25 protein-coding genes and 1 tRNA gene are annotated in these 26358 nt (G+C 67.9%); 24 read left to right on the plus strand and 2 right to left on the minus strand.

Features of this window, described 5'->3' with window-relative positions; translation table 11 throughout:
* The first annotated feature begins 114 nt into the window (after positions 1 to 114).
* The 6 genes from NH8B_RS01950 (at position 115) to NH8B_RS01975 (ending at position 7565) form a co-directional block, all read left to right on the plus strand.
* The gene (locus tag NH8B_RS01950) at positions 115 to 1221 is read left to right on the plus strand and encodes a muconate/chloromuconate family cycloisomerase (RefSeq protein WP_014085777.1); all 1107 of its coding nucleotides are present in this window, start codon (positions 115 to 117) and stop codon (positions 1219 to 1221) included.
* Positions 1222 to 1358: 137 nt separating this feature from the next.
* Positions 1359 to 1649 (plus strand): muconolactone Delta-isomerase, encoded by a 291-nt coding sequence (gene catC, locus NH8B_RS01955; RefSeq protein ID WP_008955679.1) that lies wholly within the window; start codon positions 1359 to 1361, stop codon positions 1647 to 1649.
* Positions 1650 to 1759: 110 nt separating this feature from the next.
* Positions 1760 to 2680 (plus strand): catechol 1,2-dioxygenase, encoded by a 921-nt coding sequence (gene catA, locus NH8B_RS01960; RefSeq protein WP_014085778.1) that lies wholly within the window; start codon positions 1760 to 1762, stop codon positions 2678 to 2680.
* 145 nt (positions 2681 to 2825) lie between these two features.
* On the plus strand, positions 2826 to 4412 hold the full coding sequence (locus NH8B_RS01965; protein ID WP_014085779.1) for a methyl-accepting chemotaxis protein: 1587 nt from the start codon (positions 2826 to 2828) through the stop codon (positions 4410 to 4412).
* A gap of 179 nt (positions 4413 to 4591) precedes the next feature.
* Complete coding sequence (locus tag NH8B_RS01970) at positions 4592 to 5341, plus strand: IclR family transcriptional regulator (RefSeq protein ID WP_232503513.1); 750 nt, start codon at positions 4592 to 4594, stop codon at positions 5339 to 5341.
* A 316-nt stretch (positions 5342 to 5657) separates the two neighbouring features.
* Entirely contained in the window at positions 5658 to 7565 is a 1908-nt protein-coding gene (locus NH8B_RS01975; protein WP_014085781.1) for a diguanylate cyclase, read from the plus strand.
* 269 nt (positions 7566 to 7834) lie between these two features.
* Here NH8B_RS01975 and NH8B_RS01980 read toward each other — a convergent pair.
* Positions 7835 to 7911, minus strand: a tRNA-Met gene (locus tag NH8B_RS01980).
* 269 nt (positions 7912 to 8180) lie between these two features.
* Positions 8181 to 9332 (minus strand): class I SAM-dependent methyltransferase, encoded by a 1152-nt coding sequence (locus NH8B_RS01985; RefSeq protein ID WP_014085782.1) that lies wholly within the window; start codon positions 9330 to 9332, stop codon positions 8181 to 8183.
* A 64-nt stretch (positions 9333 to 9396) separates the two neighbouring features.
* On the opposite strand from NH8B_RS01985, the gene NH8B_RS01990 reads away from it, so the two are divergent.
* The 18 genes from NH8B_RS01990 to NH8B_RS02075 all read left to right on the plus strand — a co-directional run bounded on the left by NH8B_RS01990 (position 9397) and on the right by NH8B_RS02075 (position 26358).
* The gene (locus tag NH8B_RS01990; RefSeq protein WP_014085783.1) at positions 9397 to 10176 is read left to right on the plus strand and encodes a pteridine reductase; all 780 of its coding nucleotides are present in this window, start codon (positions 9397 to 9399) and stop codon (positions 10174 to 10176) included.
* Positions 10177 to 10247: 71 nt separating this feature from the next.
* Positions 10248 to 11210 (plus strand): tRNA 2-thiocytidine(32) synthetase TtcA, encoded by a 963-nt coding sequence (ttcA, locus tag NH8B_RS01995; RefSeq protein ID WP_014085784.1) that lies wholly within the window; start codon positions 10248 to 10250, stop codon positions 11208 to 11210.
* 46 nt (positions 11211 to 11256) lie between these two features.
* Positions 11257 to 12000, plus strand: coding sequence for a polyamine aminopropyltransferase (locus NH8B_RS02000; RefSeq protein WP_051002180.1), 744 nt, complete (start codon positions 11257 to 11259; stop codon positions 11998 to 12000).
* A 300-nt stretch (positions 12001 to 12300) separates the two neighbouring features.
* On the plus strand, positions 12301 to 13365 hold the full coding sequence (locus tag NH8B_RS02005; protein WP_014085786.1) for a Gfo/Idh/MocA family protein: 1065 nt from the start codon (positions 12301 to 12303) through the stop codon (positions 13363 to 13365).
* A 61-nt stretch (positions 13366 to 13426) separates the two neighbouring features.
* Entirely contained in the window at positions 13427 to 13963 is a 537-nt protein-coding gene (locus NH8B_RS02010; RefSeq protein WP_008955704.1) for a DUF4337 domain-containing protein, read from the plus strand.
* 18 nt (positions 13964 to 13981) lie between these two features.
* Entirely contained in the window at positions 13982 to 14548 is a 567-nt protein-coding gene (locus NH8B_RS02015) for an acyltransferase (RefSeq protein ID WP_041702794.1), read from the plus strand.
* Between the two features lie 51 nt (positions 14549 to 14599).
* Entirely contained in the window at positions 14600 to 15697 is a 1098-nt protein-coding gene (locus NH8B_RS02020; RefSeq protein ID WP_014085788.1) for a DegT/DnrJ/EryC1/StrS family aminotransferase, read from the plus strand.
* 13 nt (positions 15698 to 15710) lie between these two features.
* A complete protein-coding gene (locus NH8B_RS02025; RefSeq protein WP_014085789.1) occupies positions 15711 to 17000 on the plus strand; it encodes a lipopolysaccharide biosynthesis protein in 1290 nt (429 codons plus the stop codon).
* Positions 16990 to 17520 carry an acyltransferase gene (locus NH8B_RS02030; protein WP_008955708.1) on the plus strand — a complete coding sequence of 177 codons (531 nt, stop codon included), beginning with the start codon at positions 16990 to 16992 and terminating at the stop codon, positions 17518 to 17520. The genes NH8B_RS02025 and NH8B_RS02030 overlap by 11 nt, the downstream gene beginning before the upstream one ends.
* Complete coding sequence (locus NH8B_RS02035) at positions 17514 to 18731, plus strand: DegT/DnrJ/EryC1/StrS family aminotransferase (protein ID WP_014085790.1); 1218 nt, start codon at positions 17514 to 17516, stop codon at positions 18729 to 18731. Before NH8B_RS02030 ends, NH8B_RS02035 begins: the two co-directional genes overlap by 7 nt.
* Positions 18728 to 19792, plus strand: a complete 1065-nt coding sequence (locus NH8B_RS02040; RefSeq protein WP_014085791.1) for a glycosyltransferase — start codon at positions 18728 to 18730, stop codon at positions 19790 to 19792. The genes NH8B_RS02035 and NH8B_RS02040 overlap by 4 nt, the downstream gene beginning before the upstream one ends.
* Complete coding sequence (locus NH8B_RS02045) at positions 19789 to 20898, plus strand: glycosyltransferase family 4 protein (protein ID WP_014085792.1); 1110 nt, start codon at positions 19789 to 19791, stop codon at positions 20896 to 20898. The genes NH8B_RS02040 and NH8B_RS02045 overlap by 4 nt, the downstream gene beginning before the upstream one ends.
* The gene (locus tag NH8B_RS02050) at positions 20895 to 21362 is read left to right on the plus strand and encodes a hypothetical protein (protein ID WP_014085793.1); all 468 of its coding nucleotides are present in this window, start codon (positions 20895 to 20897) and stop codon (positions 21360 to 21362) included. The genes NH8B_RS02045 and NH8B_RS02050 overlap by 4 nt, the downstream gene beginning before the upstream one ends.
* Positions 21363 to 21370: 8 nt before the next feature.
* Positions 21371 to 22597, plus strand: a complete 1227-nt coding sequence (locus NH8B_RS02055) for a glycosyltransferase family 4 protein (RefSeq protein WP_014085794.1) — start codon at positions 21371 to 21373, stop codon at positions 22595 to 22597.
* A gap of 8 nt (positions 22598 to 22605) precedes the next feature.
* Positions 22606 to 23664 (plus strand): acyltransferase family protein, encoded by a 1059-nt coding sequence (locus tag NH8B_RS02060; protein WP_014085795.1) that lies wholly within the window; start codon positions 22606 to 22608, stop codon positions 23662 to 23664.
* A gap of 170 nt (positions 23665 to 23834) precedes the next feature.
* Complete coding sequence (locus NH8B_RS02065) at positions 23835 to 24479, plus strand: alanyl-tRNA editing protein (protein ID WP_014085796.1); 645 nt, start codon at positions 23835 to 23837, stop codon at positions 24477 to 24479.
* A gap of 80 nt (positions 24480 to 24559) precedes the next feature.
* A complete protein-coding gene (locus tag NH8B_RS02070) occupies positions 24560 to 25723 on the plus strand; it encodes a DegT/DnrJ/EryC1/StrS family aminotransferase (protein ID WP_014085797.1) in 1164 nt (387 codons plus the stop codon).
* On the plus strand, positions 25720 to 26358 hold the full coding sequence (locus NH8B_RS02075) for a sugar transferase (protein ID WP_008955717.1): 639 nt from the start codon (positions 25720 to 25722) through the stop codon (positions 26356 to 26358). Before NH8B_RS02070 ends, NH8B_RS02075 begins: the two co-directional genes overlap by 4 nt.

Consider the following 26358-nt stretch of genomic DNA (forward strand, 5'->3'; position numbering starts at 1 on the left):
AAATGGATACCTTCCAGGTATCGGTCTGATGCTAAAACAGTATTGGATGGTGAAAAAATAACCTAATAAGCTGCTGTTTCAGTTAGTAATTTTAGCGATTGATACTTTAAAGACATGATCAGATCCATCGAGACCATCCTGGTCGATGTGCCCACCATCCGCCCGCACAAGTTGTCGGTGGCCACCATGAACACCCAGACCCTGGTGCTGGTGCGGGTGCAGTGCGAAGACGGGATCGAGGGCTGGGGCGAGGCGACCACCATCGGCGGCCTGAACTACGGCGACGAGAGTCCCGAGAGCGTCAAGGTCAACATCGACACGCACATCGCCCCGCTGCTGATCGGTCAGGAGGCGCGCAACGTCGCCGCGGCGATGGCGCGGGTGCGCAAGGTCATCCAGGGCAACCGCTTCGCCAAGTGCGCGCTGGAAACCGCGCTGCTGGACGCCCAGGCGCGCCGCCTCGGCATCCCGCTGTCCGAACTCCTGGGCGGCCGTCTGCGCGACGCGCTGCCGGTGGCCTGGACCCTGGCCAGCGGCGACACCGCCCGCGACATCGCCGAAGCCGAGAGCATGCTCGAGCAGCGCCGCCACCGCATCTTCAAGCTCAAGATCGGCCTGCGCCCGGTGGCCGACGACGTCAAGCACGTGCTCGCCATCAAGCAAGCCCTGGGCGACGCGGTGAGCGTACGCGTCGACGTCAACCAGGCCTGGAGCGAGCTCGACGCCGTCAACGGCATCGCCGCGCTGCAGGACGGCGGCGTCGACCTGATCGAACAGCCGGTGCGCGCCGAGAACCGCGCCGGGCTGGCCCGCCTGGCGCGCCAGTTCGCCGTACCGGTGATGGCCGACGAAGCGCTGCACGGCCCGCTCAGCGCCTTCGAGTTCGCCAAGGACGCCGACGCCGATGTGTTCGCGGTCAAGATCGCCCAGTCCGGCGGCCTGATCCCGGCCAAGCAGGTGGCCGATATCGCCCAGCTCGCCGGCATCGGCCTGTACGGCGGCACCATGCTGGAAGGCGCGGTCGGGACCGCCGCCTCGGCCCACGTCTTCGCCACCTTCGGCGAACTCGCCTTCGGCACCGAACTGTTCGGCCCGCTGCTGCTGACCGAGGAAATCCTCGTCGAGCCGCTGCAGTACTGCGACTTCATGCTGCAGGTGCCGACCGGACCGGGCCTGGGCATCCAGATCGACAGGGACAAGCTGGCCACGCTGCGCCGCTAGCGCCACCAATAAAACCCTATCGGCGTTGTTGCGCGGCCTGGCCGTACGACGAGTACTGTCTGCGGCCGCGCGCCTAGCCGATACCGCTTCGCTGGGTTTTCTTGGTGGCTTTGAATCAACTCATTGAGGAGCAATTCATGCTGTTTCACGTAAGGATGGAAGTGAATCTGCCGCCCGCGATGCCGGCCGCCGAGGCCGCCGCACTGAAGCAAGTCGAGAAGGAACAGGCGCAGGCGCTGCAGCGCGCCGGCAAGTGGCGCCACCTGTGGCGCGTCGCCGGGCAGTACGCCAACGTCAGCCTGTTCGACGTCGAGAGCGTCGACGAACTGCACCAGCTGGTGTCGACCCTGCCGCTGTTCCCGTACATGACGATCGAGGTCACGCCCTTGTGCCGCCACCCCTCGTCGATCCGGGACGACGACCGCTAAGCCCCGAACCCCCACCCTTTCAGCCCGAGACAAGGCCGTGAAATGCGTTCGGCCGGTTGAACGGAATGCCGCAACGCATTGGCACGACGATATAAATGAGGAGTAGAGACATGACACACGCAGAAATCGACGCCCTGGTAAAAAGCTTCCTGGTCGACACCGCCACCGGCGAAGTCAACCCGCGCGTGCAGCAGATCGCGGTGCGCCTGACCAGCGACCTGTTCAAGGCCATCGAAGACCTCGACCTCAGCCCGAGCGAAGTCTGGAAAGGCCTGGAGTACTTCGCCGAAGCCGGTGCCACCCACGAACTGGGGCTGCTGGCCGCCGGCCTGGGCCTGGAACGCTTCGTCGACATCCGCATGGACGAAGCCGAAGCCAAAGCCGGCCTCACCGGCGGCACCCCGCGCACCATCGAAGGCCCGCTCTACGTCGCCGGCGCGCCGAAGTCGGAAGGCTTTGCCCGCATGGACGACGGCAGCGAGGTGGACCAGGGCGAAGTGCTGTTCATGCAGGGCACCGTGTACGACGCCGACGGCAAGCCGCTGCCGGGCGCCCAGGTCGAAGCGTGGCATGCCAACCTGATGGGCAACTACTCGTTCTTCGACAAGAGCCAGTCGGACTTCAACCTGCGCCGCACCATCGTCACCGACGCCAACGGCCGCTACCAGTTCCGCAGCATCATGCCGATGGGGTACGGCTGTCCGCCGCAAGGCACCACCCAGCGCCTGTTGAACCTGCTCGGCCGCCACGGCCGCCGTCCGGCGCACATCCACTTCTTCGTGACCGCCGCCGGCCACCGCAAGCTGACCACGCAGATCAACATCGACGGTGACGACTACCTGTGGGACGACTTCGCCTTCGCCAGCCGCGAGGGTCTGGTGCCGGCGGTGAACCGTGTTACTGATGCGGCCGAGATCGACAGGAAGGGCCTGCAGAAGCCGTTCGCCTCGATCGACTTCGACTTCCGCCTCAACGGCGAAACCGCGGCCGCGCCAACGACCGAAGTCGAACGTAAACGCGCCAGCGCCTGAAGCGGGCGGGTGAAGCGCAACCGGGTGGTTCGTCAGAGCCCCCCGGTTTTTTGCCGTCGCCAACCCGGCTGGCCGGATCGGCTTATCCGAACCGGCCGGCACGGCACCCGCGCGGGTCCTTTCCCCGAACACCTAGTGGTACAGCATGCGAAACAATCTGCCGATCACCGATCACGAAGTGGCGCTCGATCCCCGCTGCCCGATCGTGACGAAAACCGATCTACAGGGAAAAATCCTGTACGCCAACCCGGAGTTCATGCGCATCAGCGGCTTCGCCGAGGAGGAGCTGCTGGGCCAGGACCACAATATCGTCCGGCACCCCGCCATGCCGGTGCAGGCGTTCGCCGATCTGTGGGCAACCATCCGGCGCGGCCAGACCTGGCAGGGCCTGGTGAAGAATCGCCGCAAGGACGGTGGCTTCTACTGGGTCAAGGCCCACGTTTCACCGCTGCACGAGCAGGGGCGGCACGTCGGCTACATGTCGGTGCGCACGGCGCCGAGCGCGCAGGAAAAGCAGCAGGCCGAGCAGTTGTACCGCGCGCTCGAACGCGGAGCGGCGGCGTTTCCGGCCACGCCGCCGCTGCAGGCCCGTGCGCTGTCGTTCTGGCTGGCGGCGGCGCTGCTGGTGATGATGGCGGGCGTGCTGGGCGGCCTGTGGCTCGATCGTTCTCTGGCGTTGGCGCTCAATCTGGCGAGCATCACGCTGGCGGGCGGACTGCTGTTCTACGCGCTGCGGCAAGCCCGGCGCTCCGGCCGTCTCGTGCTGGCGGCCCTGGCCCAGTGGAGGGAGGGGCGCCTCGATCAGGCCATCGTCCCGAGCGGCCCGCGCGAGTTCCAGCACATGTTTGCCGCGCTCGAGTCCACCCGGCTCCATCTGCAGGCGGTGGTGTCGGACGTGGTGGCGGTCAACCATCGCATCGACCGCACCTCGACCCATATCGAAACGGAAACCCAGCAGCTCTACCAGCAGAACACCCAGATCGCGCAAGGGGTGGCGCAGATCGCCGCCGCCATGGAGCAGCTGGCGGTGTCGATCCAAGAAATTTCCGCCATGACGCAAGAGGGCTCGGCGCACGCCAAGCGCAGCAGGGCGCTGGTGGCGGCGGGCAACCGTTTCATCGACGAATCGAAGTCGGCGATGGACGAGGCCGCCGGTGGCGCCTCAACGACCAATGCCGCGGTGCAGGAGCTGGAGGGCATTTCGGAGGATATCGGCTCGATCACCGACATCATCCAGAGCATCGCCCAGCAGACCAATCTGCTCGCCCTCAACGCCGCCATCGAGGCCGCGCGCGCCGGCGAGCAGGGGCGCGGCTTTGCCGTGGTGGCCGACGAGGTGAGACAGTTGGCCGAAAACACCGCCGACAACACCGTCAACATCCGCGCCTCCATCGCACTCCTGAAAGAGAAAATCGCGCACATCATCGATGGCCGCCAGGCCGTCGGCGTCTGTATCAAGCGGGTGCAGCACAACATCCAGCAAACCGTCGACAGCCTGCAGCAGATCGATCAGACCAGTGCCGGGCTGGAAACGGTCACCGCGGCCATCGCCAACTCGCTGCAACAGCAATCCAGCGCCTCGGCAGAGGTCGCGCAGAGTATGGAAAGCCTGGGCGCCGCCTCCGAGCAAAGCACGGTGAACATCATAAAGAACCGCGAGATCGCCGCCGCCTTGCACGGCTTGTCCCAGGCGCTGACGAAATTGCTGGCCGACTTCGAGAAGAACCGATGAGTGCCGCCGCCATGCCTTCGTCCAGGCCAGAAACAGCGGCGCCGGAGCGAGTTGAGCTGGGCGACGCCATGAATCGTGCCGCCGTTGGTGATGTGGGAGGCGAAATGGCCGGCAGCGCGCCGGGGCGGTCCGGGCCGACGCGTCCGGACGCGCCCCGTTTTTTCCCTGAGCCTCCCGCCATGCACGATACCGATACGCCGTTCGAACGCGGCCTGGCGGTGATACAAGCCTTCGACCCGTGCGGCACGCCCTTGTCGGTGAGCGAGATCGGCCAGAAGACCGGCATACCGCGCGCGTCGGTCGCCCGCTGTTTGTATACCCTGCAGCAGCTCGGTTTCGTGCGCCCGAGCGCAGACAAGCGCTTCGCGCTGACGCCGAAAATCCTGACGCTGGGTTTCGACGCGTTTGCGTCCGTCCCGCTGCCGCGTGCCGCGCAGGCGGTGCTCAATCATCTGGCCGAGCTGACCGGCGAGAGCTGCATGCTGCTGGTGCCCGACCGGGGCGAGATGCTGTGCCTGGCCGAGGCCCCAGGCCATTTCTTCCACCACAGCCGCTTCGCCACGGGGGCGCGGGTGCCGATGACGTGCACCGCTTCGGGGCGCGTCATCCTGAGCGAGCTGGAGCCGGCGGCGCGCGACGCCCTGCTCGACGCCCCGCGATTGCGCCACACCCCGCATACCGTGGTCGAGCGCCAGGCCCTGCAGCGGCTGCTGCCAGCGATTCGCAGCCAAGGCTATGCCTGGTGCGACCAGGAGTTGGAGCTGGGCCTGTGTACCTTGTCGGTGCCGATCCGCGATGACCTCGACGCCGCCCGGGCCACGCTCTGCCTGCACGTGCCGGCCTGCCGGGCGGCGGGGCACGAGCTGCCGCAGCGCTACCTGGAGCCGCTGCGCGAGGCGGCGTGGGAGCTGTCGCTGCTGCTGAAATAGGGCGGGGCGCTGGTGGGCGCCTCCGCCGTCGCGGCGCCGACCACAGGGCGAGTGCCTTGGCGCCAATGCGCGCCAGGCGGTGACGATGCCGAGAGGGGCGGGGTGCCATTGCCCGGTGGGGGGCTGGTCGACTAAGATTCAGAAATCATCTTCAAGATGTCACAGGCATGCTACTTGTTTGAGGCAGCAATCTGGCGTCTAATCAGGTGACTCTCCCTCTTTTTCGTTGGCTGGCTTATCAATGCCATATGAACCTCGATTAAGTTCAGCCCGGACTATCTCCCACCCGCTTTCGATCCTGGCCATCGTGGGGCTCATGGTCGCGTTGCTCTGGTTTGTTCTCATCGCGGAACAAGACCGTAATCACGCCGATGTCGAGCGTCATGCCAAGACCGAGTCCGCCAATCTTGTCCGGGCCTTCGGGGAACACGTCGTTCGCACTTTCAACGAGGTTGACGAAGCGCTGCTGATCCTGCGCCAGTCATGGCTTGACGACCGATCCGATTTCGACCGGAAAGTCCAGTTGCTCCAGTCCACCTACCCCAAGTCACTGCTGGTCCAGGTCGCGGTCATCGGTCCGGACGGAAAGCTCGCGTATTCCAATCTGGACCCGCACGCGAAACCGGTCGATCTGAGCGACCGTGAGCATTTCCGGGTGCATCGTGACAGCAGCCAGGACCGGCTTTATCTCAGCAAACCCGTCAAGGGGCGCATCTCCAGCCGCTACAGCATACAGGTGACCCGCCCCATCCTGGGGGAGCATGGCCACTTCGAGGGGGTGCTGGTCATCTCGCTCAGCCCCGACTACTTCGGGCAGTTTTTTGCTTCGATCGACCTCGGCCCACGTGGCTCTATCGGGCTGGTCGGAACGGACGGCATTTTCCGCGCGCGCGGAAGCAATCGGAAACTGGATAACCAGGCTGTCGGCACGGCGGTGCCTCCCGATCGTCCGTTTTTGCGCCCAAGTGCGCCTGCGCAAGGGAGCTTCGAAGCACTGAGTTCGATCGATGGGGTCGACCGGCTGGTGACGTATCGACGCCTGGATGACTATCCGATGGTCGTCTCGATAACCCAGCCCGTCGAGGACATTTTCGCCGCGCATGAACAGCGCTGGTTCCGCTACCGCCTGCTCGCCGCTGTCATCTCGCTGTCCATGGTCCTGGGCGGTGCGCTGCTGGCACGTGCGCTTTACATTCAACGTCAATTCCGCAGCCGATTGCTGTTCGTCAACGACAGCCTGCGTATTCTGAACGATATCGCCACCCAGTCGGGCGATACTCTGCAAGAGCAACTGCAGAAAGCCCTGGAACTTGGGTGCCGTCACCTTGGGGTTGAATTTGGCATCGTCAGCCATGTGCACGGAGGCCGCTACCGTGTCGAAAGCTGCTGTACGCCGCCGTCTGCCAACCTGAAGGCCGGCGATGAATACGAGCTCTCGCAGACCTACTGTTCGATCACGCTTAATCGCGCGGATGTGGTGGCGATCCACCATATGAGCGATTCCGAGCATGCGGGCCACCCCTGTTTCGATGCCTTCAAACTGGAGTGTTATATCGGCACCCCGACGTGGGTCGGCGGCGAACTCTATGGCACCGTCAATTTTTCCTCTACGAAACCATATGGCCGAACGTTTGATCGCAGCGATATCGAATTCCTGCGCTTGTTGGGGCGCTGGGTTGGCAGCGCCATTGCCGAGGACAGATCGATCAGCACGCTAAGATCTATCGCGACAACGGATGAACTGACGGGAGTGATGCGCCGTGGCCACTTTACGGAGATTGCCGAGAAAGAATTCAGTCGGACCAAGCGCTATGGCGGCCGACTGTCGATGTTCCTGATCGACCTCGACTACTTTAAACGCATCAATGACAGCTTCGGCCACTATGGTGGTGATGAAACCCTGAAGCGCGTCGCCATTGTTTTTCAGCAGGTGCTCAGGAGCAGCGACATTCTCGGCCGCCTTGGCGGGGAGGAGTTCGCCGTTCTGTTGCCCAACACCCCGGAGTCCGAAGCGAAAGAGGTGGCCGAGCGCCTGCGCCATGAAGTCGAAGAGAGCACGATTCAAGCGCTGAGCGGAGAAATTCGCGTGACCATCAGTATCGGTGTTGCAGAACTTGCCGCCGAGGACGACTTCACGGCCATCTACAATCGCTGCGACGCCGCGCTTTATGAGGCGAAGCGGCGGGGCAGAAACTGCGTCGTGGCAAAAGGCGTATGTCTGTAAGAAGGCTGCATTGGCAGCCCCGGCGGCCGGCCTGGAGTACCCGTCGAAGGAAGACGGCAACGTGGCAGGCTGATCTGTCGTCGCGCCGGGAGGGGCGGCGGAAAGTGTAGACGCGAACTGTCGCTCTGCGTCGTCACGGCGTTGTGCAGGCCAAGCGAGGACGGGGATCGGTATGGATCGATGCGGAGCTTGAATGCCGACGCGGCGCCTACCGCAAGGCAGAAAAGCAAAAGGCCAACTCGTTTGAGTTGGCCTAAGGCTTTAATTGGTGGTGGCGAATCAGGGACTCGAACCCCGGACCTGCGGATTATGATTCCGTCGCTCTAACCGACTGAGCTAATTCGCCACGCTGCTTCGTTGCTTGTTGCGTCGAAGTGGGGCGAACTATACCGGGGCTGTTTTGGGCTGTCAACACCTGGGGCGTATTTTTTGCCGGAACGCTTAGAACCTGTCTCCGATCTTGCTGCGCGGTCCCTGATCGGGGCTCATGTGCACTGCGTGCCAATCTTCGATTGGCTCAGCGATCGGGAATCCTCATGGACCCTGTGTCCGTTCCGGTCCCTGTGCTGCTTTTCACCCCGCAGAGGCCGCTCGCGACAGATCGGGGGCGGGTTCTTACAGGGCGTGGCAGCGGTCGCCCTCGGTGAGGCCGATCCAGTCGATGCTCACGCCCTTGCCGAAGCCGATCACCTTGAACAGTTCGCCCATCTCGTTGGGCGAGAGCAGCTTCTGCACCGCCGCGACGCGCGGGGCGTAGCGGGCGACGTCGTCCGGATCGAGCTGTTGCAGCAGCGCGGTGATGCCGGCGTTGACCAGGAACTGCGCCTGCGTGGTGTAGCCGATCAGGTCGAGCCCGGCGTCGGTGCCGGCCAGCGCCACGGCGGTGAAGTCGACGTGGCAGGTGAGGTCCATCAGGCCGGGCAGGTAGAACGGGTCGTCCACGGTGTGGTGGCGGTAGTGGCCGATCAGGGTGCCCATGTGGCGCTGCGGGTGGTAGTACTCGCGTTCGGGGAAGCCATAGTCGATCAGGAGGATGGCGCCGCGGACCAGGCGCGCGGCCAGGGTGGCGATGAAGGCGCGGTTGGCCAGGCTGACTTCCGACAGGTAGCCGGCCGCCTCGGGGGGCAGCGCGGCGGCCACGGTGGCGAGGCGGGGATCGGCGATGGGGCGGTCTTCCCAGGCGAAGGCGCCGTCGCGCACGGTGACACCGCGCCGTTGCGGCGTCGGGGTCCAGTGCAGCAGCTCGCAGGGCATGGCGTCGAGCACTTCGTTGCCGATGAGGACGCCGTCGAACTGTTCCGGCAGCTCGCTCAGCCATTCCACGCGCCCGGCGAGGTGCGGCAGGGCTTCGGCCAACGTTTGCCGCTGGCGCTCGACCAGGTCGGCGGAGAGGTCGATGATGGCGTAACGGGCGGGCAGTTGGCCGAGCGCTTCCAGCTCGGTGAGAATGTCGACGGCGAGACGGCCGGTGCCGGCGCCGAATTCGTAGAGCGTGCCGCCGGTCTGCGGCAGCAGCTCGGCCAGCTGGCGCGCCAGGGTGCGGCCGAAGTAGGGCGACAGCTCGGGCGCGGTGACGAAGTCGCCGGCGGCGCCGAACTTGCGGCTGCCGGCGCTGTAGTAGCCGAGGCCGGGGGCGTACAGTGCCAGTTCCATGTAGCGCGAGAACGGTATCCAGCCGTCGTGGGCGGCGATCTCGGCGGCGATGTGGCGGGAGAGCTCTTGGCTGACGGCCAGGGCGGCGGCGTCGGGGGCGGGTAACTGGGTCATGGCGTGGCTTGCGGTAGAATTGGGCGAATTGTCGGCCAATTCCGCCGTGCCGGAAAGGGGCGGGATGGGCGGCGACGCGACAGACAAGGGGAGAGGGGCGATGGGCGAGGGCAAGGTGGTGCTGATTACCGGCGGCGCGCGCCGGGTGGGAGCGGGCATCGCCCGTCATCTGCACGCGGGGGGCTCGCGGCTGGTGTTGCATTACCGCGGTTCGCGCGCCGAGGCGGAAAGCCTGGCCCTGGAGCTGAACGGGGTGCGGCGCGGTTCGGTGGTGCTGGTGCAGGCCGACCTGCACGACATCGCCGGACTGCCGCGCCTGGTGGAGACCGCGCTCGAGGCGTTCGGCCGGCTCGACGGGCTGGTCAACAACGCCTCCAGCTTCTTCCCCTCCGGCATCGGCCATATCGACGAGGCGGTGTGGTACGACCTGATGGGCAGCAACCTGAAGGCGCCGCTGTTTCTGGCGCAGGCCGCCGCGCCGCATCTGAAAGCGAGCGGCGGCGCCATCGTCGGCATCGTCGATATCCACGCCGAGCGGCCGATGAAGTCGCACGTGGTGTACAACCTGGCCAAGGCCGGCCATGCCCAGCTGATCCGCAGCCTGGCGATCGAGCTGGCGCCCGAGGTGCGCGTCAACGGCGTGGCGCCGGGCAGCAACCTCTGGCCGGAGGGCGAGTCGTTCTTCGACGAGGAGCACAAGCGCCGCATCGAGGCGAGCATTCCGCTGGCGCGCATCGGCACGCCGGAGGACATCGCGCGCGCCGTGCAGTTCCTGCTGTTCGACGCCGCTTACGTCACCGGCCAGGTGCTGGCGGTGGATGGCGGCAGGAGCGTGGTGTTGTAGTGTCGGCCATGACAGGCGCCCCCGATTCGCGCTAAAATCGCCTGTTTTTCAATTTCTTAGCTGTTCCTTCCATGTCCGATATCCAAACCCTCGATGCCAAGGCGCAGAAGGCGCTGTTCGAGGCCAACAAGCTGGCCAAGCGGCTGCGCCACCACGTCGGCGACGCCATCAACGATTTCAACATGATCGAGCAGGGCGACCGCGTCATGGTCTGCCTGTCCGGCGGCAAGGACAGCTTCGCCCTGCTCGACATCCTGCTCGGGCTGCAGAAGTCGGCGCCGATCGATTTCTCCATCGTCGCCGTCAACCTCGACCAGAAGCAGCCGGGCTTTCCCGAACACGTGCTGCCGGCGTACCTGACGTCGATCGGCGTCGAGTACCGCATCGTCGAGGAAGATACCTACTCCATCGTCAAGCGCGTGATCCCCGAGGGCAAGACCACCTGCAGCCTGTGCTCGCGCCTGCGCCGCGGCATTCTGTACCGCGTGGCCGACGAGCTGGGGGCGACCAAGATCGCGCTCGGCCACCATCGCGACGACATGCTGCATACCTTGTTCCTCAACATGTTCTACGGCGGCAAGCTGAAGTCGATGCCGCCCAAGCTGGTGAGCGACGACGGCAAGCACATGGTGATCCGCCCGCTGGCGTACTGCCGCGAGAAGGACCTGGAGCGCTACGCCACGCTGCGCGAGTTCCCGATCATCCCGTGCAACCTGTGCGGCTCGCAGCCCAACCTGCAGCGCCAGGTGGTGAAGGAGATGGTCAACGACTGGGACAAGCGCTTCCCGGGCCGCCTGGAGAGCATGTTCCGCGCGCTGCAGAACGTGGTGCCGTCGCACCTGGCCGACACCGGCCTGTTCGACTTCGCCGGGCTCAAGACCGGGGACGCGCCGTTCGCCGACGGCGACACCGCCTTCGACAAGGAAGAATTCCGCGATCCGCCGCTGCCGGGCGACGACGAGTTGGCCGAAGCGCCGCGTCGCACCATCAGCATCCTCGATTCCCGCCCGAAGGAGACCTCCTGTGGCGGGTAGAGCGCGTCATCCGTTCCGCCGCCGCGTGCGCGACGGCGTGGACGCCATGCCGGAGGTGGAAATCTCCGAGGTGGACGGCATCCGTTCGCTGCACCTGGGCTCGGAGACGGTGCAAAGCTCGATGGACGTGGACGACCCGGTGCGGCTGGTGCTGTCGTACAGCCGCGCCATGATGGGCTTTCTGCTGTTCAATCCGGAGCCGCGCCACATCCTGCAGATCGGCCTGGGCGGCGGCTCGTTCGCCCGCTACATCGACTTCTACCTGCGCGACGCCAAGAGCGTGGCGGTGGACATCAACCCGCAGGTGATCAACGTGGCGCGCGCCTTCTTCGAGCTGCCGGAAGAGGGCGAGCGCTTCGAGATCGTCGAGGCCGACGGCGCCGACTACGTCAAGATCTTCCGCGGCTCGACCGACGCCATCCTGGTGGACGGTTTCGACGGGCTGCAGATCGTCGACGCGCTGACCACCGAGGCGTTCTTCGAGGACTGCAAGCACGCGCTGGCGCCGGACGGCGTGTTCGTCGCCAACTGGTGGAGCGGCGACAAGCGCTACCACCAGTTCGTGGAGCGCCTGCTCGGGGTGTTCGAAGGGCGGGTGCTGGAGCTGCCCTCGGCCAGTCACGGCAACGTGGCGGTGATGGCCTTCGCCGGTTCGCCGGCGCTGACGCGTTTCGAGGGCCTGAAAAAACGCGCCGAGGAACTGGAAGCGCGCTTCGGGCTCGAATTTCCGGAGTTCGTCAGCCGGCTCAAGTCGACCAATCAGCACAGCGACAACCGCCTGCTGATTTGAGTGCCCATTTCATTAGCCGGCTGCGCCTGCGCATCTTGAACGCCGGCAGTACTGCGTGCGAATCTTTGATTCGCTCAGCGATCAGGAATCCTCATGTACTGTGTGTACATTCCGGTTCCTGTGCGCTGGCGGCGCTCAACCTGCCTTGGCTCGCTCGCCTACTGAAACAGGCTCGGAGTCCAACGGCTGGCGTATAATGACGCCGGTGTGGCGGGGCGGCGTTGGCCGGCCTGTCACGCCACCGGATCGATGTGGGCGGCCCTGGCCGCCCTTTGCCTTTTCCAGAAAGACCAGAACACCATGCAAGCTGCCCATCAGGCCCCGATCACCGACCGCAAGATCCGCTTCGCGCTGGTCGGTTGCGGCCGCATCGCCCAGAACCACTTTGCCGCGCTGGAGAAGCACGCCGAGCGCGCCGAATTGACCGACGTGTGCGACATCGACCCGGCGGCGCTGGCCGCCGCGGTGGCGCGCACCGGCGCGCGCGGCCACGCCAGCCTGGCCGCGCTGCTGGCCGAGACCCGGGCCGACATCGTGATCCTGACCAGCCCGTCCGGGCTGCATCCGGCGCAGAGCATCGAGTGCTCCGAGGCCGGCTTCCACGTCATGACCGAGAAGCCGATGGCGACGCGCTGGGAGGACGGCCTGGCCATGGTGAAGGCCTCCGACCGCGCCGGACGCCGCCTGTTCGTGGTCAAGCAGAACCGCCGCAACGCCACGCTGCAGCTGTTGAAGCGCGCCATGGAAGAGAAGCGCTTCGGCCGCCTCTACATGGTCAACGTCAACGTGTTCTGGACCCGGCCGCAGGAGTACTACGACTCGGCCGCCTGGCGCGGCACCTGGGAGTTCGACGGCGGCGCCTTCATGAACCAGGCCAGCCACTACGTCGACCTGCTGGACTGGCTGATCGGCCCGGTGGAGAGCGTGCAGGCCTACACCGCGACGCTGGCGCGCAACATCGAGGTGGAGGACACCGGCACCGTCAGCGTCAAGTGGCGCTCGGGCGCGCTGGGCAGCATGAACGTGACGATGCTGACCTACCCCAAGAACCTGGAAGGCTCGATCACCATCATCGGCGAGAAGGGCACGGTGCGCGTCGGCGGCGTGGCGGTGAACGAGGTGCAGCACTGGGAGTTCGCCGAGCCGCATCCGATGGACGACGAGATCCAGAGCGCCAGCTACGCCACCACCAGCGTGTACGGCTTCGGCCACCCGCTCTACTACGACAACGTGATCAACGTGATGCAGGGCAAGGCCGATCCGGAGACCGACGGGCGCGAGGGCCTGAAGTCGCTGGAATTGCTGATCGCGATGTATCTGTCGGCGCGCGACGGCCGTCGCGTCAGCCTGCCGCTCGACTACTGATTCCCGTGGCCCGCCGCCGGCGGGCCGTTCCCGTTTTCACCGTGTTATCCGAAGCAACATCATGGCGGACGAAAAGAAAGAACCCTGGCTCAATTATCTGGCGCTGACCACCGTCATCCTGGCGGTGTGCGCCACGCTGTCCACCTTCAAGGGCGGCAGTTTCTCCACGCGCAGCGTCATCACCCAGGCCCAGGCCTCTGACCAGTGGGCCTATTACCAGGCCAAGAGCATCAAGAGCAACCTCTACGAGATGGAGCGCGACCGGCTGCAGCTGGCGCTGGACAACCTGCCGCCGCAGGTCGAGCCGACGGTGCGCGAGCGCTACGCCAAAACGCTGCAGCAGGCCGCCGAGCGCGCCGCGCGCTACAACCAGGAGCGCAAGGACATCGAGCAGAAGGCGCGCACCCTGGAGGCCGAGCGCGACAGCGCGCAGCGCCAGGGCAAACCGTTCGGCATGGCGGTGATCTTCCTGCAGGTGGCGATCCTGATCTCCTCGATCGCCGGCCTGTTCAAGAAAAAGGCCGTCTGGCTCGCCGCGCTGCCGGTGGCCCTGCTTGGCCTGGTGTTTTTCGTCGACGGTTTTTTCCTGTTTTTCTGATTGCGTGAGGGCACCCGCATGACCTATCTCGTTCACCCCACTTCCATCGTCGACGACGGCGCCACCATCGGCGCCGGCACCCGCATCTGGCACTGGGCGCACATCTGCGCCGGCGCGGTGATCGGCGAGCGCTGCTCGTTCGGCCAGAACGTGTTTGTCGGCAACGACGTCATCATCGGCAACAACGTCAAGGTGCAGAACAACGTGTCGATCTACGACGCGGTGACGCTGGAGGACGACGTGTTCTGCGGCCCCTCCATGGTGTTCACCAACGTCAACAACCCGCGCAGCCACGTCAGCCGCAAGCACGAATACCGCCGCACCGTGGTGAAGAAGGGCGCCACCATCGGCGCCAACGCCACCGTCGTGTGCGGCCACACCATCGGCGAGTACGCCTTCATCGGCGCCGGCGCGGTGGTGACGCACGACGTGCCGGCCTACGCCCTGATGGTCGGCGCCCCGGCCTACCGCATGGGCTGGATGTGCGCCTGCGGCGAGCGCCTGTCGGACATGATCGGCGAGCACGCCTGCCCGGCCTGCGGCACCAACTACGACATCGGCGGCAACCACTGCACGCCGTTCTGATCCCCAGCAAGGCTTCGGCCAACGTTGGCCGAAGCCCGAGGAACGATTCCGATGAGCATTCCGTTCATTGACCTGAAAGCGCAGTACCAGCACCTCAAGGCCGATATCGACGCGCGTATCCACGCCGTGCTCGACCACGGCCAGTACATCATGGGGCCGGAAGTGGCCGAGCTGGAGCGCGAGCTCGCCGCCTACGTCGGCGTCAAGCATTGCGTCGGCGTGGCCGACGGCACCACCGCGCTGTTGATCGCGCTGATGGCGCTGGGCATCCAGGCCGGCGACGAGGTGATCACCACGCCGTTCACCTTCATCGCCACCGGCGAGATGATCGCGCTGCTCGGTGCCACGCCGGTGTTCGTCGACATCGACCCGGACAGCTACAACCTCGACCCGGCCAGGATCGAGGCGGCGATCACGCCGAAGACGCGCGCCATCATGCCGGTGAGCCTCTATGGCCAGTGCGCCGACTTCGACGCCATCAACGCCATCGCCGTGCAGCACGGCATTGCCGTGATCGAGGACGGCGCGCAGAGCTTCGGCGCGACGTACAAGGGCAAAAAATCCGGCGCGCTGTCGACCATCGGCTGCACCAGCTTCTTCCCGAGTAAGCCCTTGGGCTGCTACGGCGACGGCGGCGCCTGCTTCACCGACGACGACGCGCTGGCGAAAAAGATGCGAGAGATCCGCGTGCACGGCCAGGACCGCCGCTACCACCACCCGGTGATCGGCCTCAACGGCCGCCTCGACACGCTCCAGGCCGCGGTGCTGCTGGCCAAGCTGCCGAGCTTCGCCGACGAGGTCGCGGCCCGCGAGCGCATCGGCGCGCGCTACTCCGAACTGCTCAAGGACGTCGCACGCGTGCCCAGGTTGGCCGACGGCTGCACCAGCGTGCACGCCCAGTACACCATCGAGGTGGACCGGCGCGACGCGGTGGCGGCCACGCTCAAGGAGCTGGGCGTGCCCACCGCGGTGCATTACCCGATCCCGCTGCACCTGCAGCCGGCCTTCGCCGCGCTCGGCCAGGGCGTGGGCAGCTTCCCCGTGGCCGAAGCGGCCGGGCAGCGCGTCATGAGCCTGCCGATGCACCCCTTCCTCGACGACGCCACGCAGGATGCCATCGTCGCCGCCGTGAAGAAGGCGCTGGCTTGAGCGCTGCCGAGCGATGCTGAAAGGCGCCGTACAACGGCTGGTGGCCGGCGGCTTCGCCCGCAACGTGGCGACGCTGACCGGCGGCGCGGCGCTGGCGCAGCTGTTGCCGCTGGTGTTCGCGCCGCTGTTGACGCGGCTCTACAGCCCGGACGATTTCGGCCTGCTGGCGGTGTTTTCCGCCTGGCTCTCCAACCTGGCGGTGATCGCCACCGCGCGCTACGACATGGCCATCGTGCTGCCCAAGGACGAGCGCGACGCCGAGCGCCTGATGACGCTGGCGCTGGCGATCAACCTGGCGCTGCTGCTGGTGCTCACCGCGCTGCTGCTGCCGGCGCACGGCTGGATCGCCGCCACGCTCGGCGCGCCGGCGCTGGCGCCGTGGCTGCTGGTGTTGCCGGGCGGGGTGTGGCTGGCGGGCAGCCTGCAGGCCTGGACCAGCTGGAACAACCGTCAGCGCCGCTACCCCGCCAACGCCCAGGGCCGGGTGATGCAATCGCTCGGGGTGACCCTGGCGCAGCTGGGCGCCGGCTGGGCCGGGCTGGGCTTTGCCGGTCTCATCGCCGGCTCGCTGGCGGGGCAGGCGCTGGCGCTGCTGGCGCAGGCGCGCGCCGATCTCGCCACGCGTCTGACCTGGCTGCGCGGCCATCGCCGCGCCGAGCTCGCCGCGCTGGCGCGGCGCTACGCCGAGTTTCCCAAGATCAACACCCCGCACGCCTTCGTGGTGGCGTTCCAGGATTCGCTGATGCTGGCCCTGCTGACCTCGCTCGCCGGGCACGCCGTGGTCGGCCAGTACGCGCTGGTGCTGCGCGTGCTGAAGCTGCCGGCGGCGTTGCTGGGGCAGGCGGTGTCGCAGGTGATCTTCCGCGACCTGGCCGAGGCGCACGCTCACGGCCGCGCCATGACGCCGCTGCTGGCGCGCGCGCTGGCAGTGCTGGCCGGCGCCGCGCTGCTGCCGTTCGGGCTGTTGCTGGTGGCGGCCGAGCCGCTGTTCGGCTGGGTGTTCGGCCCCGGCTGGCGCGAGGCCGGGGTGATCGCGGCGACGCTGGTGCCGTACCTCGCGGCGGCCTTCGTCGCCGGACCGTGCTTCATGGTGCCGATGGTGATCGGACGCCAGCGCGCCTCCTTCCTGTTCGTGCTGGCTGGCGTGGTGGTGAACATGGCGGCGTTCGCCGCGGTGTTCGTCGCCAGCCGCGACGCCCTGCTGGCGTTCAAGGTGATGTCCGGGGTGATGTCGCTGTATTTCGCGGCCTACGTGGCGTGGATCTTCCGCCTGTTGCGCCGCCTGGAGACCCATGGTGCTTGAACGATTGCTGCTGCGCCTGTACCGGCTGTGGCCGCTGCTGCGCGGGGCGCGCCTCGCGCCCGGGGCGCGCGTGCACCCGAGCGCGCGGGTGACGCGCTGGAACGCGCTGTCGCTGGGCAAGAACGCGCTGCTGTACTGGCGCGGCGACGCCCTGATCGGCCTGCACGGCCGGCTCACGCTGGGCGCCGACAGCCACCTCGCGCCGTACTTCTACCTGCTGATCGGCGACCATCACCTGTATTTCGGCCACAACGTCGCGGTGGGGCCGCGCAGCCTGTTCTTCTGCCACTCCAACGGCATTCCGGCCGACGTGCCGGTGACGCCGTTCACCGAGTGCCACGTCGACGGCGACATCCGCGTCGGCGACAACGTGTTCATCGGCGCCGGCTGCATCGTGCTGCCCGGCTGCGAGATCGGCGACAACGTGGTGCTGGCGGCGGGCTCGGTGGCCAAGGGCCGGCTCGAGTCGGGCTGGCTCTACGCCGGGGCGCCGGCGAAACAGGTGCGCCGGCTGTGCTGACCGCCAACTCGCTGACGCTCCCCATGCTGCTGGCCGCGCTGCCGCGCCTGGTGGCCGGCCGCGCCGCGCTGCGCCGCCGCCTGCGCGACGAACTGGCGCGGCTGTTCGGCGTCGATGCGCGGCGCATCGTGCTGACCGACACCGGCCGTGCCGCGCTGGCGCTGCTGCTGCGCGCGCACGGCGTCGGTGCCGGCGACGAGGTGATCGTGCCGGCCTACACCTGCGTGGTGGTGCCGAACCAGATCCCGGCGCTGGGCGCCACGATACGCTGGCTCGACGTCTCGGCCGCCACGCTGGGCTTCGACTGGAGCCGGCTCGACGCCGCCATCGGCCCGGCCACGCGCGCGGTGATCGTGCCGCACAATTTCGGCCCGGCCTGCCGCGTGCCGGACGCGCTGCGCCTGCGCCACCCGCGCGTGGTCTTCCTCGACGACGCCGCGCACGGCTTCGCCTCGCAGTGCGACGGGCAATGGCTGGGGACGTACCACGACGGCGCCTTCTTCAGCTTCGAATACTCCAAGAACCTGAGCGGCGGCATCGGCGGCTTCGCCTTGCTGCCGGAGGGCCTGGCGGCGGAAGAACCGCCGGTCGAGCTCGGCGCGCTGGATCAGCTGCGCCTGCTGGCCACCTTGACCGGCCATCTGCTGGCGGCGCGCTGCGCGCTGGCCGGGCGCGTCTGGCTGGCCCTGGCGCGCCGCGTGGGGCTCATCTACCGCTCGTCCGACGCCGAGGTGGCCGACGGTGTGGCGCACCCGCCGCGCGCGCTGCCGACGCTGTCGGCGGCCTTGCTGCTGCCGCAACTGGCGGCGCTGCCGGCGCTGCTGCGGCACAAGCAAAGGTTGGCCGAACACTACCGCGCCGCGCTGTCCGCCGTGCCCGGCCTGACGCTGTGGCCGGGCGCGCCCGGCGCGCACTGGGTGCGCTACCCGTTCGCGCTGCCGCAGCCGGTGGCCGACAAGGCGGCGCTGGCGCGGCGCCTGAGCGCGGCATGCGGGCTCGCCATCGGCGTGTGGTTCGACGACGTGATCCACCCGGCGGGCTCGTTCCGCCACGGCTACCTCGCCGGCAGCGCGCCCGAGGGCGAGCGCCTCGCCGCCACGGTGCTGAACCTGCCGATGAACATCGCCATCGCCTGCGACGCCGCGCTCGACGCCCGGCTCGCGCGGCTGGCGGCGGCGCTCGCCGCTTACCTCAAGGAAACCGCCGCATGAAGCTGCTGCTGATCGGCTCGGCCTCGGTGCACACCTTCCGCTACCTCGCCGGCATCGCACCGCACGTGGCCGAGGTGCACCTCGTCACCAGCGGCGAGCTGCCCGAGCACTACCGTCCGGCCAACCTGGGGCAGGTGCTCGCCGTGGATTTCAGCCTCAAGGCGCTGGCGACGGCGCGGCGCATCGCCGCGTTGATCGACGAGCTACGCCCCGACATCGTGCACGTGCACCAGGCCAACAGCGTGGCCTGGCACGCGCGCCGCGCCCTGGCCGGCAAGGACGTGCGCTGGGTGCTGACCACCTGGGGCTCGGACGTGCTGCTGCTGCCGCAGCAGAACCGGCTGATGAAGGCGATGGTGGCGGCCAACCTGGCGGCGGCGGACGCGGTGACCTCCGATTCGCTGCACATGGCGGCGGTGATCCGCACCCTGGCGCCGGTGCAACGCCTCGACGTGCTGAACTTCGGCATGGACGCGCTGCCGGAGGCGCCCGATCTGGCCGCCAAGCCGAAGAACGTGCTGTCGTGCCGGCTGCACAAGAAGCTCTACCGCGTCGACGCCATCCTCAAGGGCTGGGCCGAGGTCGAGGCCGACCCGGCCTGGGACGACTGGACGCTGACCGTGGCCGCCAGCGGCGAACAGAGCGACTGCCTGAAAGGGTTGGCCGAAAGCCTCGGCCTGCGCCGCGTCCACTTCACCGGCTTCGTGCCGGCGCCGGTGCTGGCCGGGCTCTACCGCGCGGCGCGCGTGTTCGTCAGCGTGCCGGAGTCGGACGCCACCAGCATCAGCCTCTTGGAGGCGATGGGGCACGGCTGCCTGCCCATGCTGTCCAACCTGCCGGCCAACCTGGAGTGGGTGCTCGACGGCGTCAACGGCGCCATCGTGGAAGACGTGGCACGCCTAGGCGATGCCCTCAAGGCCACGCTGCGCCGCGCCAGTGACGATGCCGCGCTGGCGGAGGCGGCGGCGCTCAACCGCCGCCTGATCGCCGCCAAGGGCCTGCACCAGGACAATATGCGCCGCTTTGCGGCGATCTATCACGATTTGCTGGGAACCCGATGAGAGTCTGCCATCTCACCAGCGCCCACCCGCGCTACGACATCCGCATCTTCGTCAAGGAGTGCGCCACGCTGGCGCGCGCCGGCCACGACGTCACGCTGATCGTGGCCGACGGACTGGGCGAGGAAATCCGCGACGGCGTGCGCATCCACGACGTCGGCCCCAAGAGCGGCGGACGCCTGGCGCGCATGACCGGCACCGTGGAACGCGTCTACCGCGCCGCGCTGGCGCTCAAGCCCGAGGTGACGCACTTCCACGACCCCGAGCTGATCCCGGCCGCGCTCAAGCTGCGCCGCGCCGGCATCAAGGTGGTGTACGACGTGCACGAGGACGTGCCGCGCCAGGTGCTGGCCAAGCACTGGATTCCCGGCGCGGCGCGGCCCTTGGTGTCGAAGGGGGTGGAACTGCTGGAGCACTACGCCGCGCGCCGCTTCGACGCCATCGTCGCCGCCACGCCGCTGATCCGGCGCCGCTTCGCTGCGCTCGGCGCGCGCGCCATCGACGTCTGCAACTACCCGATCCTGGCCGAGCTGGTGCGCGACACGCCGTGGGAGGCGCGCCGCAACGAGGTGTGCTACCTCGGCGGCATCAGCCGCACGCGCGGCATCGCGCCGATCATCGCGGCGCTGCCGTCCACCGCCACCCGTCTCAACCTGGCCGGGCTGTGGAGCGAGACCGAACTCAAGGCCGAGTTGCAGCAGCAGCCGGGCTGGGCGCGCGTCAACGATCTGGGCGTGCTCGACCGCGCCGGCGTGGCCGAGGTGCTGGCGGCGAGCAAGGTCGGCCTGGTGACGCTGCTGCCGACGCCGAGCTACGTCGAGTCGCTGCCGATCAAGCTGTTCGAGTACATGGCCGCCGGCCTGCCGGTGATCGCCAGCGATTTCCCGCTGTGGCGCGACATCGTCGACGGCGCCGGCTGCGGTCTCTTGGTCGACCCGAACGACGCCGCCGCCATCGCCAGCGCCATCAACCTGCTGCTGGCCGACGACGAGCGCGCCCACGCCATGGGCGAGGCCGGCAAGGCGGCGGTGCTGGCGCGCTACAGCTGGGCCGCCGAGGGCGACAAGCTGGTGGCGCTCTACCGCGAGCTGGCCGGGGGTGCGGCATGAAGCGCTACCGCCAGTTGCTCGACCGCCTGCACGCGCTGGCGCTGGGGCCGACCCTGTTGCTGTTCGGCCTGCCGCTGGGCAGCCTGCTCTACGGCCTGCAGCAGCATACCTTCCGCCCGCTGCTGTGGGCGGCCTATTGCCTGGCGGCGATGCTGATGCTGATCGCGCCGATGTGGCTGTTCCGCCGCAAGCTCGCCGCCTGGATGGCCGACGATTTCGCCGGCTGGCGCCACGAGCGTGCGCGCGGCAAGTGGGCGTTCGCGCTGCGTCTGGGCCTGCTCTGGCGCGGCCTGCCGCTGGCGCTGTTCAGCCTGACCATGCTGATGCTGGGTTACGCCAAGCTGCCGACCCCGGCCGACGTGCTGTTCAACCTGGTGAGCTGGGGTGTCGCTGGCGTGGTGTTCACCAGCATGGACTGGAACGCCATGGAGCGCGCCTTCCGCCGCCGCCATCCAACCGACTGAAACCGACCGTGCGCATTCTCTACATCAACCATTACGCCGGCAGCCCGAAGCACGGCATGGAATTCCGCCCCTACTACCTGGCGCGCGAATGGGTCCGGGCCGGGCACGAGGTCAACCTGGTCGCGGCGGACTACTCGCACCTGCGCCAGCACAACCCGACGTTGGCCGAAGCCTACCGCGACGAGGACATCGACGGCATCCGCTACACCTGGTGCAAGACGCCGCCTTACGAGGGCAACGGCCTCAAGCGCGTGATCAACATCTTCCGCTTCCTCGGCCGGCTGATGGGGCTGTCCGGGCGCTACCTGAAGGACTGGCAGCCGGACCTCGTGATCGCCTCGTCCACCTATCCGCTCGACACCGTGCCGGCGGCGTGGATCGCCCGCAAGACCGGCGCGCGCCTGGCGTACGAGGTGCACGACCTGTGGCCGCTGACGCCGGTCGAGGTGGGCGGCATGTCGCCCAAGCACCCGTTCATCCGCCTGCTGCAGTGGGCCGAGGACTTCGGCTATAAAAAGGCCGACACCGTGATCTCGATGCTGCCGTGCGCGCGCGACTACATGGTCGAGCACGGCATGGACCCGGCCAAGTACGCGGTGGTGCCCAACGGCGTCGACGTCGCCGAGTGGCAGGGTGAGCCTGCGCCGCTGCCGGCCGGGCATGTCCAGGCCCTGGCCGGACTGAAGGAGCAAGGCCGCTTCATCGTCGGCTACGCCGGCGGCCACGGCCTGGCCAACGCGCTCGATTTCCTGCTCGAGGCGGCTTCATTGCTGCAACAGGACAAGGTCAGCTTCGTGCTGGTGGGCGACGGCCCGGACAAGGCGGCGCTGCAGGCGCGCGCGGCCGAGCTGGGGCTGGCCAACGTCCACTTCCTGTCGGCGATTCCGAAACGCGCGGTGCCGGCCTTCCTGGCCCGCTGCGACGCGCTGTTCATCGGCTGGCGCCGCCTGCCGATCTACCGTTTCGGCATCAACCCCAACAAGCTGTTCGACTACCTGATGGCCGGCAAGCCGGTGATCCACTCGGTCGAGGCCGGCAACGACCTGGTGCGCGAGGCCGGCGCCGGCATCAGCGTCGGCGCCGAAGACCCGGGCGCCATCGCCGACGCGGTGCGGCGCATGCTGGCGCTGCCGGCGGCCGAGCGCCAGCGCATGGGCGAGGCGGGCCGCGCGCACGTGCTGGCCCAGCACGATTACGCCGTGCTGGCGCGGCGCTTCCTCGCCGCCTGCCGCTGAGGTCCGCCATGAGCCAGCCGCACGTCCGCTTCGACTTCGCCGACGCCCTGCGCGGCCTGGCGATGCTCGCCGTGGTGCTGTTTCATTACACCCAGATCTTCTGGTTCAGCCGCGAGCGCGTCGGCCAGATCCTCGATCTCGCGCCGCTCGCCGGCTACCCCGGCGCCTCGCTGGCGCTGCCGGTCAACCTGGGCGCGGTCGGCGTCGGGCTGTTTTTGCTGCTCTCGGGGCTGTTGATCCCGCTGTCGCTGGGTCGGCAGGATGCGGCGCGCTTCGCCGTGACGCGGCTCACGCGCATCTACCCGACCTACTGGGCCGGCCTCGCCGTCACCGTGCTGGCGCTGTGGCTGGCGAGCCGGCTGGGCGACGCCCCGTTCGCGGTGAGCGGGCGCGACGTGCTAGGGCACGCCAGCATCGCCTTCCAGGACATGCTGGGCGGGCGCAACATCGACCCGGTGATGTGGACGCTGAAGGTCGAGCTGTGGTTCTACGCGCTGCTGGGCAGTGCGTTCGCGCTGACGCGCCGCCGCCTGAAGGGGGCGATCTGGCTGCTGCTGCCGATCCTGGCCTTGCTGTGCCGCGGACCGGCATGGGGGACGGCGTGGCACGCCGCGCAGTATTATCTGGCTCCGGTGGTGTGCTACTTTCCGCTGATGTTCGCCGGCAGCTGGTGCTATTTCTGGCTGACCGGCCAGGCCTCGCGGCGTGAAACGGCCATCATGGCGACGCTGATGCTGGCGCTGTTCGTCTGGTTCACCGGCTGGCACTCGCTGGCGCTCTACCTGAGCTACGGCGTCGGCGTCATTCTGTTCGCGTCCGGTGTGCTGCGCCCGGCGTGGTGGCGCAGCCGGCTACTGGCGCGCGTCGGCGCGGTCAGCTACGCCTGGTACGTGTGCCACTCCATCGCCGGCTACGTGACGATGACGGCGCTGGCGCGGCTGGGCCTGCCGTGGTGGCTGCTGGTGCTGGCGGCGCTGTTCGTCACCTGGTGGCTGGCGGTGGCGATCAACCGCTGGGTCGAGCTGCCGACGCAGCGCTGGGGCAAGCGGCTGGCGGAACGCTGGTAACGGGAGTCGGGTCGATGAGTAGGATGGGGGCAGCGCAGCGCAACCCATCACCTCGGCGATACAACGGGAATGACGGGGTGCGGCGGGAACGCCTCCACCCATGCTACGGGCTACGCCAGGCATGGTTTGGCGCGGCAGCGGCCAGGGTCAGGGCCGGGAAGGAGGCGACGATGACTGACAAGGTGTTCTGGCGGGAGCCCTATCGCACGGCGCTGATCACCCGCGTCGCGCGCGTCGACGGGCTCGACGTGGTGCTCGAGGCGACGCTGTACTTCGCCGAATCGGGCGGGCAGGAGAGCGACACCGGCACCATCGGCGGCTACCGCGTGCTGGCGGCGCGCTGGCAGGGGCGGGACCTGGTCTACACCCTGCCGCCGGGGCACGTGCTGGAGGAGGGCGACACGGTGACGGTGGAGATCGACTGGCCGCGCCGCTACGCCCTGATGCGGCTGCACTTCGCCGCCGAGATCGTGCTGGAACTGGTGACGCAACGTCTGCCCGCCATCGGCAAGATCGGCGCGCACATCGGCGAAGACAAGGCGCGCATCGACTTCACCTGGCACGAGCCGTTGACGCCGCTGCTGCCCGAGCTGATGCGCGAGGCGCAGGCCGTGATCGACGCCGACGCCCCCATCGTCAGCGCCTTCTCCGACGAGGCGGCCGAGCGCCGCTACTGGGAAGTCGAAGGCTTCGGCCGCGTGCCGTGCGGCGGCACGCACCTGGAGCGCACCGGCGAGGTGGGCGTGCTGCGCCTCAAGCGCAAGAACGTCGGCAGCGGCAAGGAGCGCATCGAGATTTACGCGGCACCGCGCTGACGACACCGACGCAAGACAAGACATGACAGCGGGGGCCTTCGCGAGGCGTGGGCCGCCGCAGAGCAACAAGGCTAGAGATTATGAGCGAACAGAAATTCCTACCCTTCGCCCTGCCCGACATCGGCGAAGAAGAAATCAACGAAGTGGTCGACGCGCTGCGTTCCGGCTGGGTCACCACCGGGCCCAAGACCAAGCAGTTCGAGGCCGACTTCGCGCACTTCCTCGGCGGCGGCGTCGAGGCGATCGCGGTCAATTCCGCCACCGCCGGCCTGCATCTGGCGCTGGAGGCGGTCGGCATCGGCCCCGGCGACGAGGTGATCGTGCCGAGCTACACCTTCACCGCCACCGCCGAAGTGGTGCGCTACCTGGGCGCGCACCCGGTGGTGGTCGACGTCGATCCGGTCACCTTCAACATCAGCCCGGACGCCATCCGCGCCGCGCTCACCGACAAGACCCGCGCCATCATGCCGGTGCACTTCGCCGGGCTGGCCTGCGACATGGACGCCATCCTCGCCATCGCGCGCGAGCACAAGCTCAAGGTGATCGAGGACGCCGCGCACGCGCTGCCGACGACGTACCAGGGCCAGCTGATCGGCACGCTGGGCTCCGACGCCACGGTGTTCAGCTTCTACGCCAACAAGACCATGACCACCGGCGAGGGCGGTATGGTGGTGTCGAAGGACAAGGACCTGATCGCGCGCTGCAAGGTGATGCGCCTGCACGGCATCAGCCGCGATGCCTTCGACCGCTACGTGTCGAAGACCCCGGCCTGGTTCTACGAGGTGGTCGCACCGGGCTTCAAGTACAACATGCCGGACATCGCCGCGGCGATGGGCCTGCACCAGTTGAAGAAGATCGGCCGCTTCCATCAGCAGCGCGAGGCGATGGCGGCGCGCTACGACCGTGAGCTGGCCGGCCTGCCGCTGATCCTGCCGGCGCGCCCGGCGCTGGCCTCCGACCAGCACGCCTGGCACCTCTACCCGGTGCGGCTCAAGCCCGAGGCCGGCGTCAGCCGTGACGATTTCATCGTGCGCATGGCGGAGAAGGGCATCGGCTGCTCGGTGCACTTCATCCCGCTGCACCGCCACCCGGTATGGCGCGACGGCTACCAGCTCAAGAACGCCGACTTCCCGGTGGCCGACGCCGCCTTCGAGGCCGAAGTGACGCTGCCGCTCTATACCCGGATGACGGACGACGACCAGACGCGCGTGATCGCGGCGGTCAGGGAGATTCTCGGCGCATGAGCGGGTCCGTCTTGCCGGCCGCCGGCCGCCCCGGCTCGATGGGCGCCAAGCGGCTGTTCGACCTGATCGCCGCCGGCGCCGGATTACTGCTGCTGGCGCCGCTGCTGCTGGCGATCGCGCTGTGGATCAAGCTCGATTCGAAGGGGCCGGTGTTCTTCCGCCAGGAGCGGGTGGGGCGCTTCGGCCAACCTTTCCGCATCCACAAGTTCCGCACCATGCGCGTCGACGCCGAGCGCCACGGCCAGCTCACGGTGGGGAGCGATGCCCGCGTCACCGGCGCCGGGCGCTTCCTGCGCAAGTCCAAGTTCGACGAGCTGCCGCAGCTGATTGACGTGTTGTTGGGCGACATGAGCCTGGTCGGCCCGCGCCCCGAAGTGCCGCGCTACGTCGCGCACTATCCGCACGAGATCAAGGCGCTGGTGCTGTCGGTGCGCCCCGGCATCACCGACTGGGCGTCGATCCGCATGATCGACGAGAACGACATCCTCGGCGCCGCCGCCGACCCGGAACGCGCCTACCTCGACGAGGTGCTGCCGCAGAAGCTCGACTACTACGTGCGCTACGCGCAGAGCCACACCCTGGCCGGCGACGTGTGCATCATCCTCGCCACCCTGAAGAAGATCGTCCTGCGCTGA

It is taken from the genome of Pseudogulbenkiania sp. NH8B (genome assembly GCF_000283535.1).
In the GTDB taxonomy this organism is placed as follows: Bacteria; Pseudomonadota; Gammaproteobacteria; order Burkholderiales; family Chromobacteriaceae; genus Pseudogulbenkiania; species Pseudogulbenkiania ferrooxidans.

Coding starts and splice junctions, on each gene's coding strand:
- NH8B_RS01975 (WP_014085781.1), top strand. CDS start 5,658: ATGGTCGCGTTGCTCTGGTTTGTTCTCATCGCGGAACAAGACCGTAAT.
- NH8B_RS02045 (WP_014085792.1), top strand. CDS start 19,789: ATGAGAGTCTGCCATCTCACCAGCGCCCACCCGCGCTACGACATCCGC.
- NH8B_RS02005 (WP_014085786.1), top strand. CDS start 12,301: ATGCAAGCTGCCCATCAGGCCCCGATCACCGACCGCAAGATCCGCTTC.
- NH8B_RS01985 (WP_014085782.1), bottom strand. CDS start 9,332: ATGACCCAGTTACCCGCCCCCGACGCCGCCGCCCTGGCCGTCAGCCAA.
- catA (WP_014085778.1), top strand. CDS start 1,760: ATGACACACGCAGAAATCGACGCCCTGGTAAAAAGCTTCCTGGTCGAC.
- NH8B_RS01990 (WP_014085783.1), top strand. CDS start 9,397: ATGGGCGGCGACGCGACAGACAAGGGGAGAGGGGCGATGGGCGAGGGC.
- NH8B_RS02070 (WP_014085797.1), top strand. CDS start 24,560: ATGAGCGAACAGAAATTCCTACCCTTCGCCCTGCCCGACATCGGCGAA.
- NH8B_RS01970 (WP_232503513.1), top strand. CDS start 4,592: ATGCACGATACCGATACGCCGTTCGAACGCGGCCTGGCGGTGATACAA.
- NH8B_RS02010 (WP_008955704.1), top strand. CDS start 13,427: ATGGCGGACGAAAAGAAAGAACCCTGGCTCAATTATCTGGCGCTGACC.
- NH8B_RS02020 (WP_014085788.1), top strand. CDS start 14,600: ATGAGCATTCCGTTCATTGACCTGAAAGCGCAGTACCAGCACCTCAAG.
- ttcA (WP_014085784.1), top strand. CDS start 10,248: ATGTCCGATATCCAAACCCTCGATGCCAAGGCGCAGAAGGCGCTGTTC.
- NH8B_RS01950 (WP_014085777.1), top strand. CDS start 115: ATGATCAGATCCATCGAGACCATCCTGGTCGATGTGCCCACCATCCGC.
- NH8B_RS02065 (WP_014085796.1), top strand. CDS start 23,835: ATGACTGACAAGGTGTTCTGGCGGGAGCCCTATCGCACGGCGCTGATC.
- NH8B_RS02030 (WP_008955708.1), top strand. CDS start 16,990: ATGGTGCTTGAACGATTGCTGCTGCGCCTGTACCGGCTGTGGCCGCTG.
- NH8B_RS02015 (WP_041702794.1), top strand. CDS start 13,982: ATGACCTATCTCGTTCACCCCACTTCCATCGTCGACGACGGCGCCACC.
- catC (WP_008955679.1), top strand. CDS start 1,359: ATGCTGTTTCACGTAAGGATGGAAGTGAATCTGCCGCCCGCGATGCCG.
- NH8B_RS02000 (WP_051002180.1), top strand. CDS start 11,257: ATGCCGGAGGTGGAAATCTCCGAGGTGGACGGCATCCGTTCGCTGCAC.
- NH8B_RS02075 (WP_008955717.1), top strand. CDS start 25,720: ATGAGCGGGTCCGTCTTGCCGGCCGCCGGCCGCCCCGGCTCGATGGGC.
- NH8B_RS02050 (WP_014085793.1), top strand. CDS start 20,895: ATGAAGCGCTACCGCCAGTTGCTCGACCGCCTGCACGCGCTGGCGCTG.
- NH8B_RS01965 (WP_014085779.1), top strand. CDS start 2,826: ATGCGAAACAATCTGCCGATCACCGATCACGAAGTGGCGCTCGATCCC.
- NH8B_RS02040 (WP_014085791.1), top strand. CDS start 18,728: ATGAAGCTGCTGCTGATCGGCTCGGCCTCGGTGCACACCTTCCGCTAC.
- NH8B_RS02060 (WP_014085795.1), top strand. CDS start 22,606: ATGAGCCAGCCGCACGTCCGCTTCGACTTCGCCGACGCCCTGCGCGGC.
- NH8B_RS02025 (WP_014085789.1), top strand. CDS start 15,711: ATGCTGAAAGGCGCCGTACAACGGCTGGTGGCCGGCGGCTTCGCCCGC.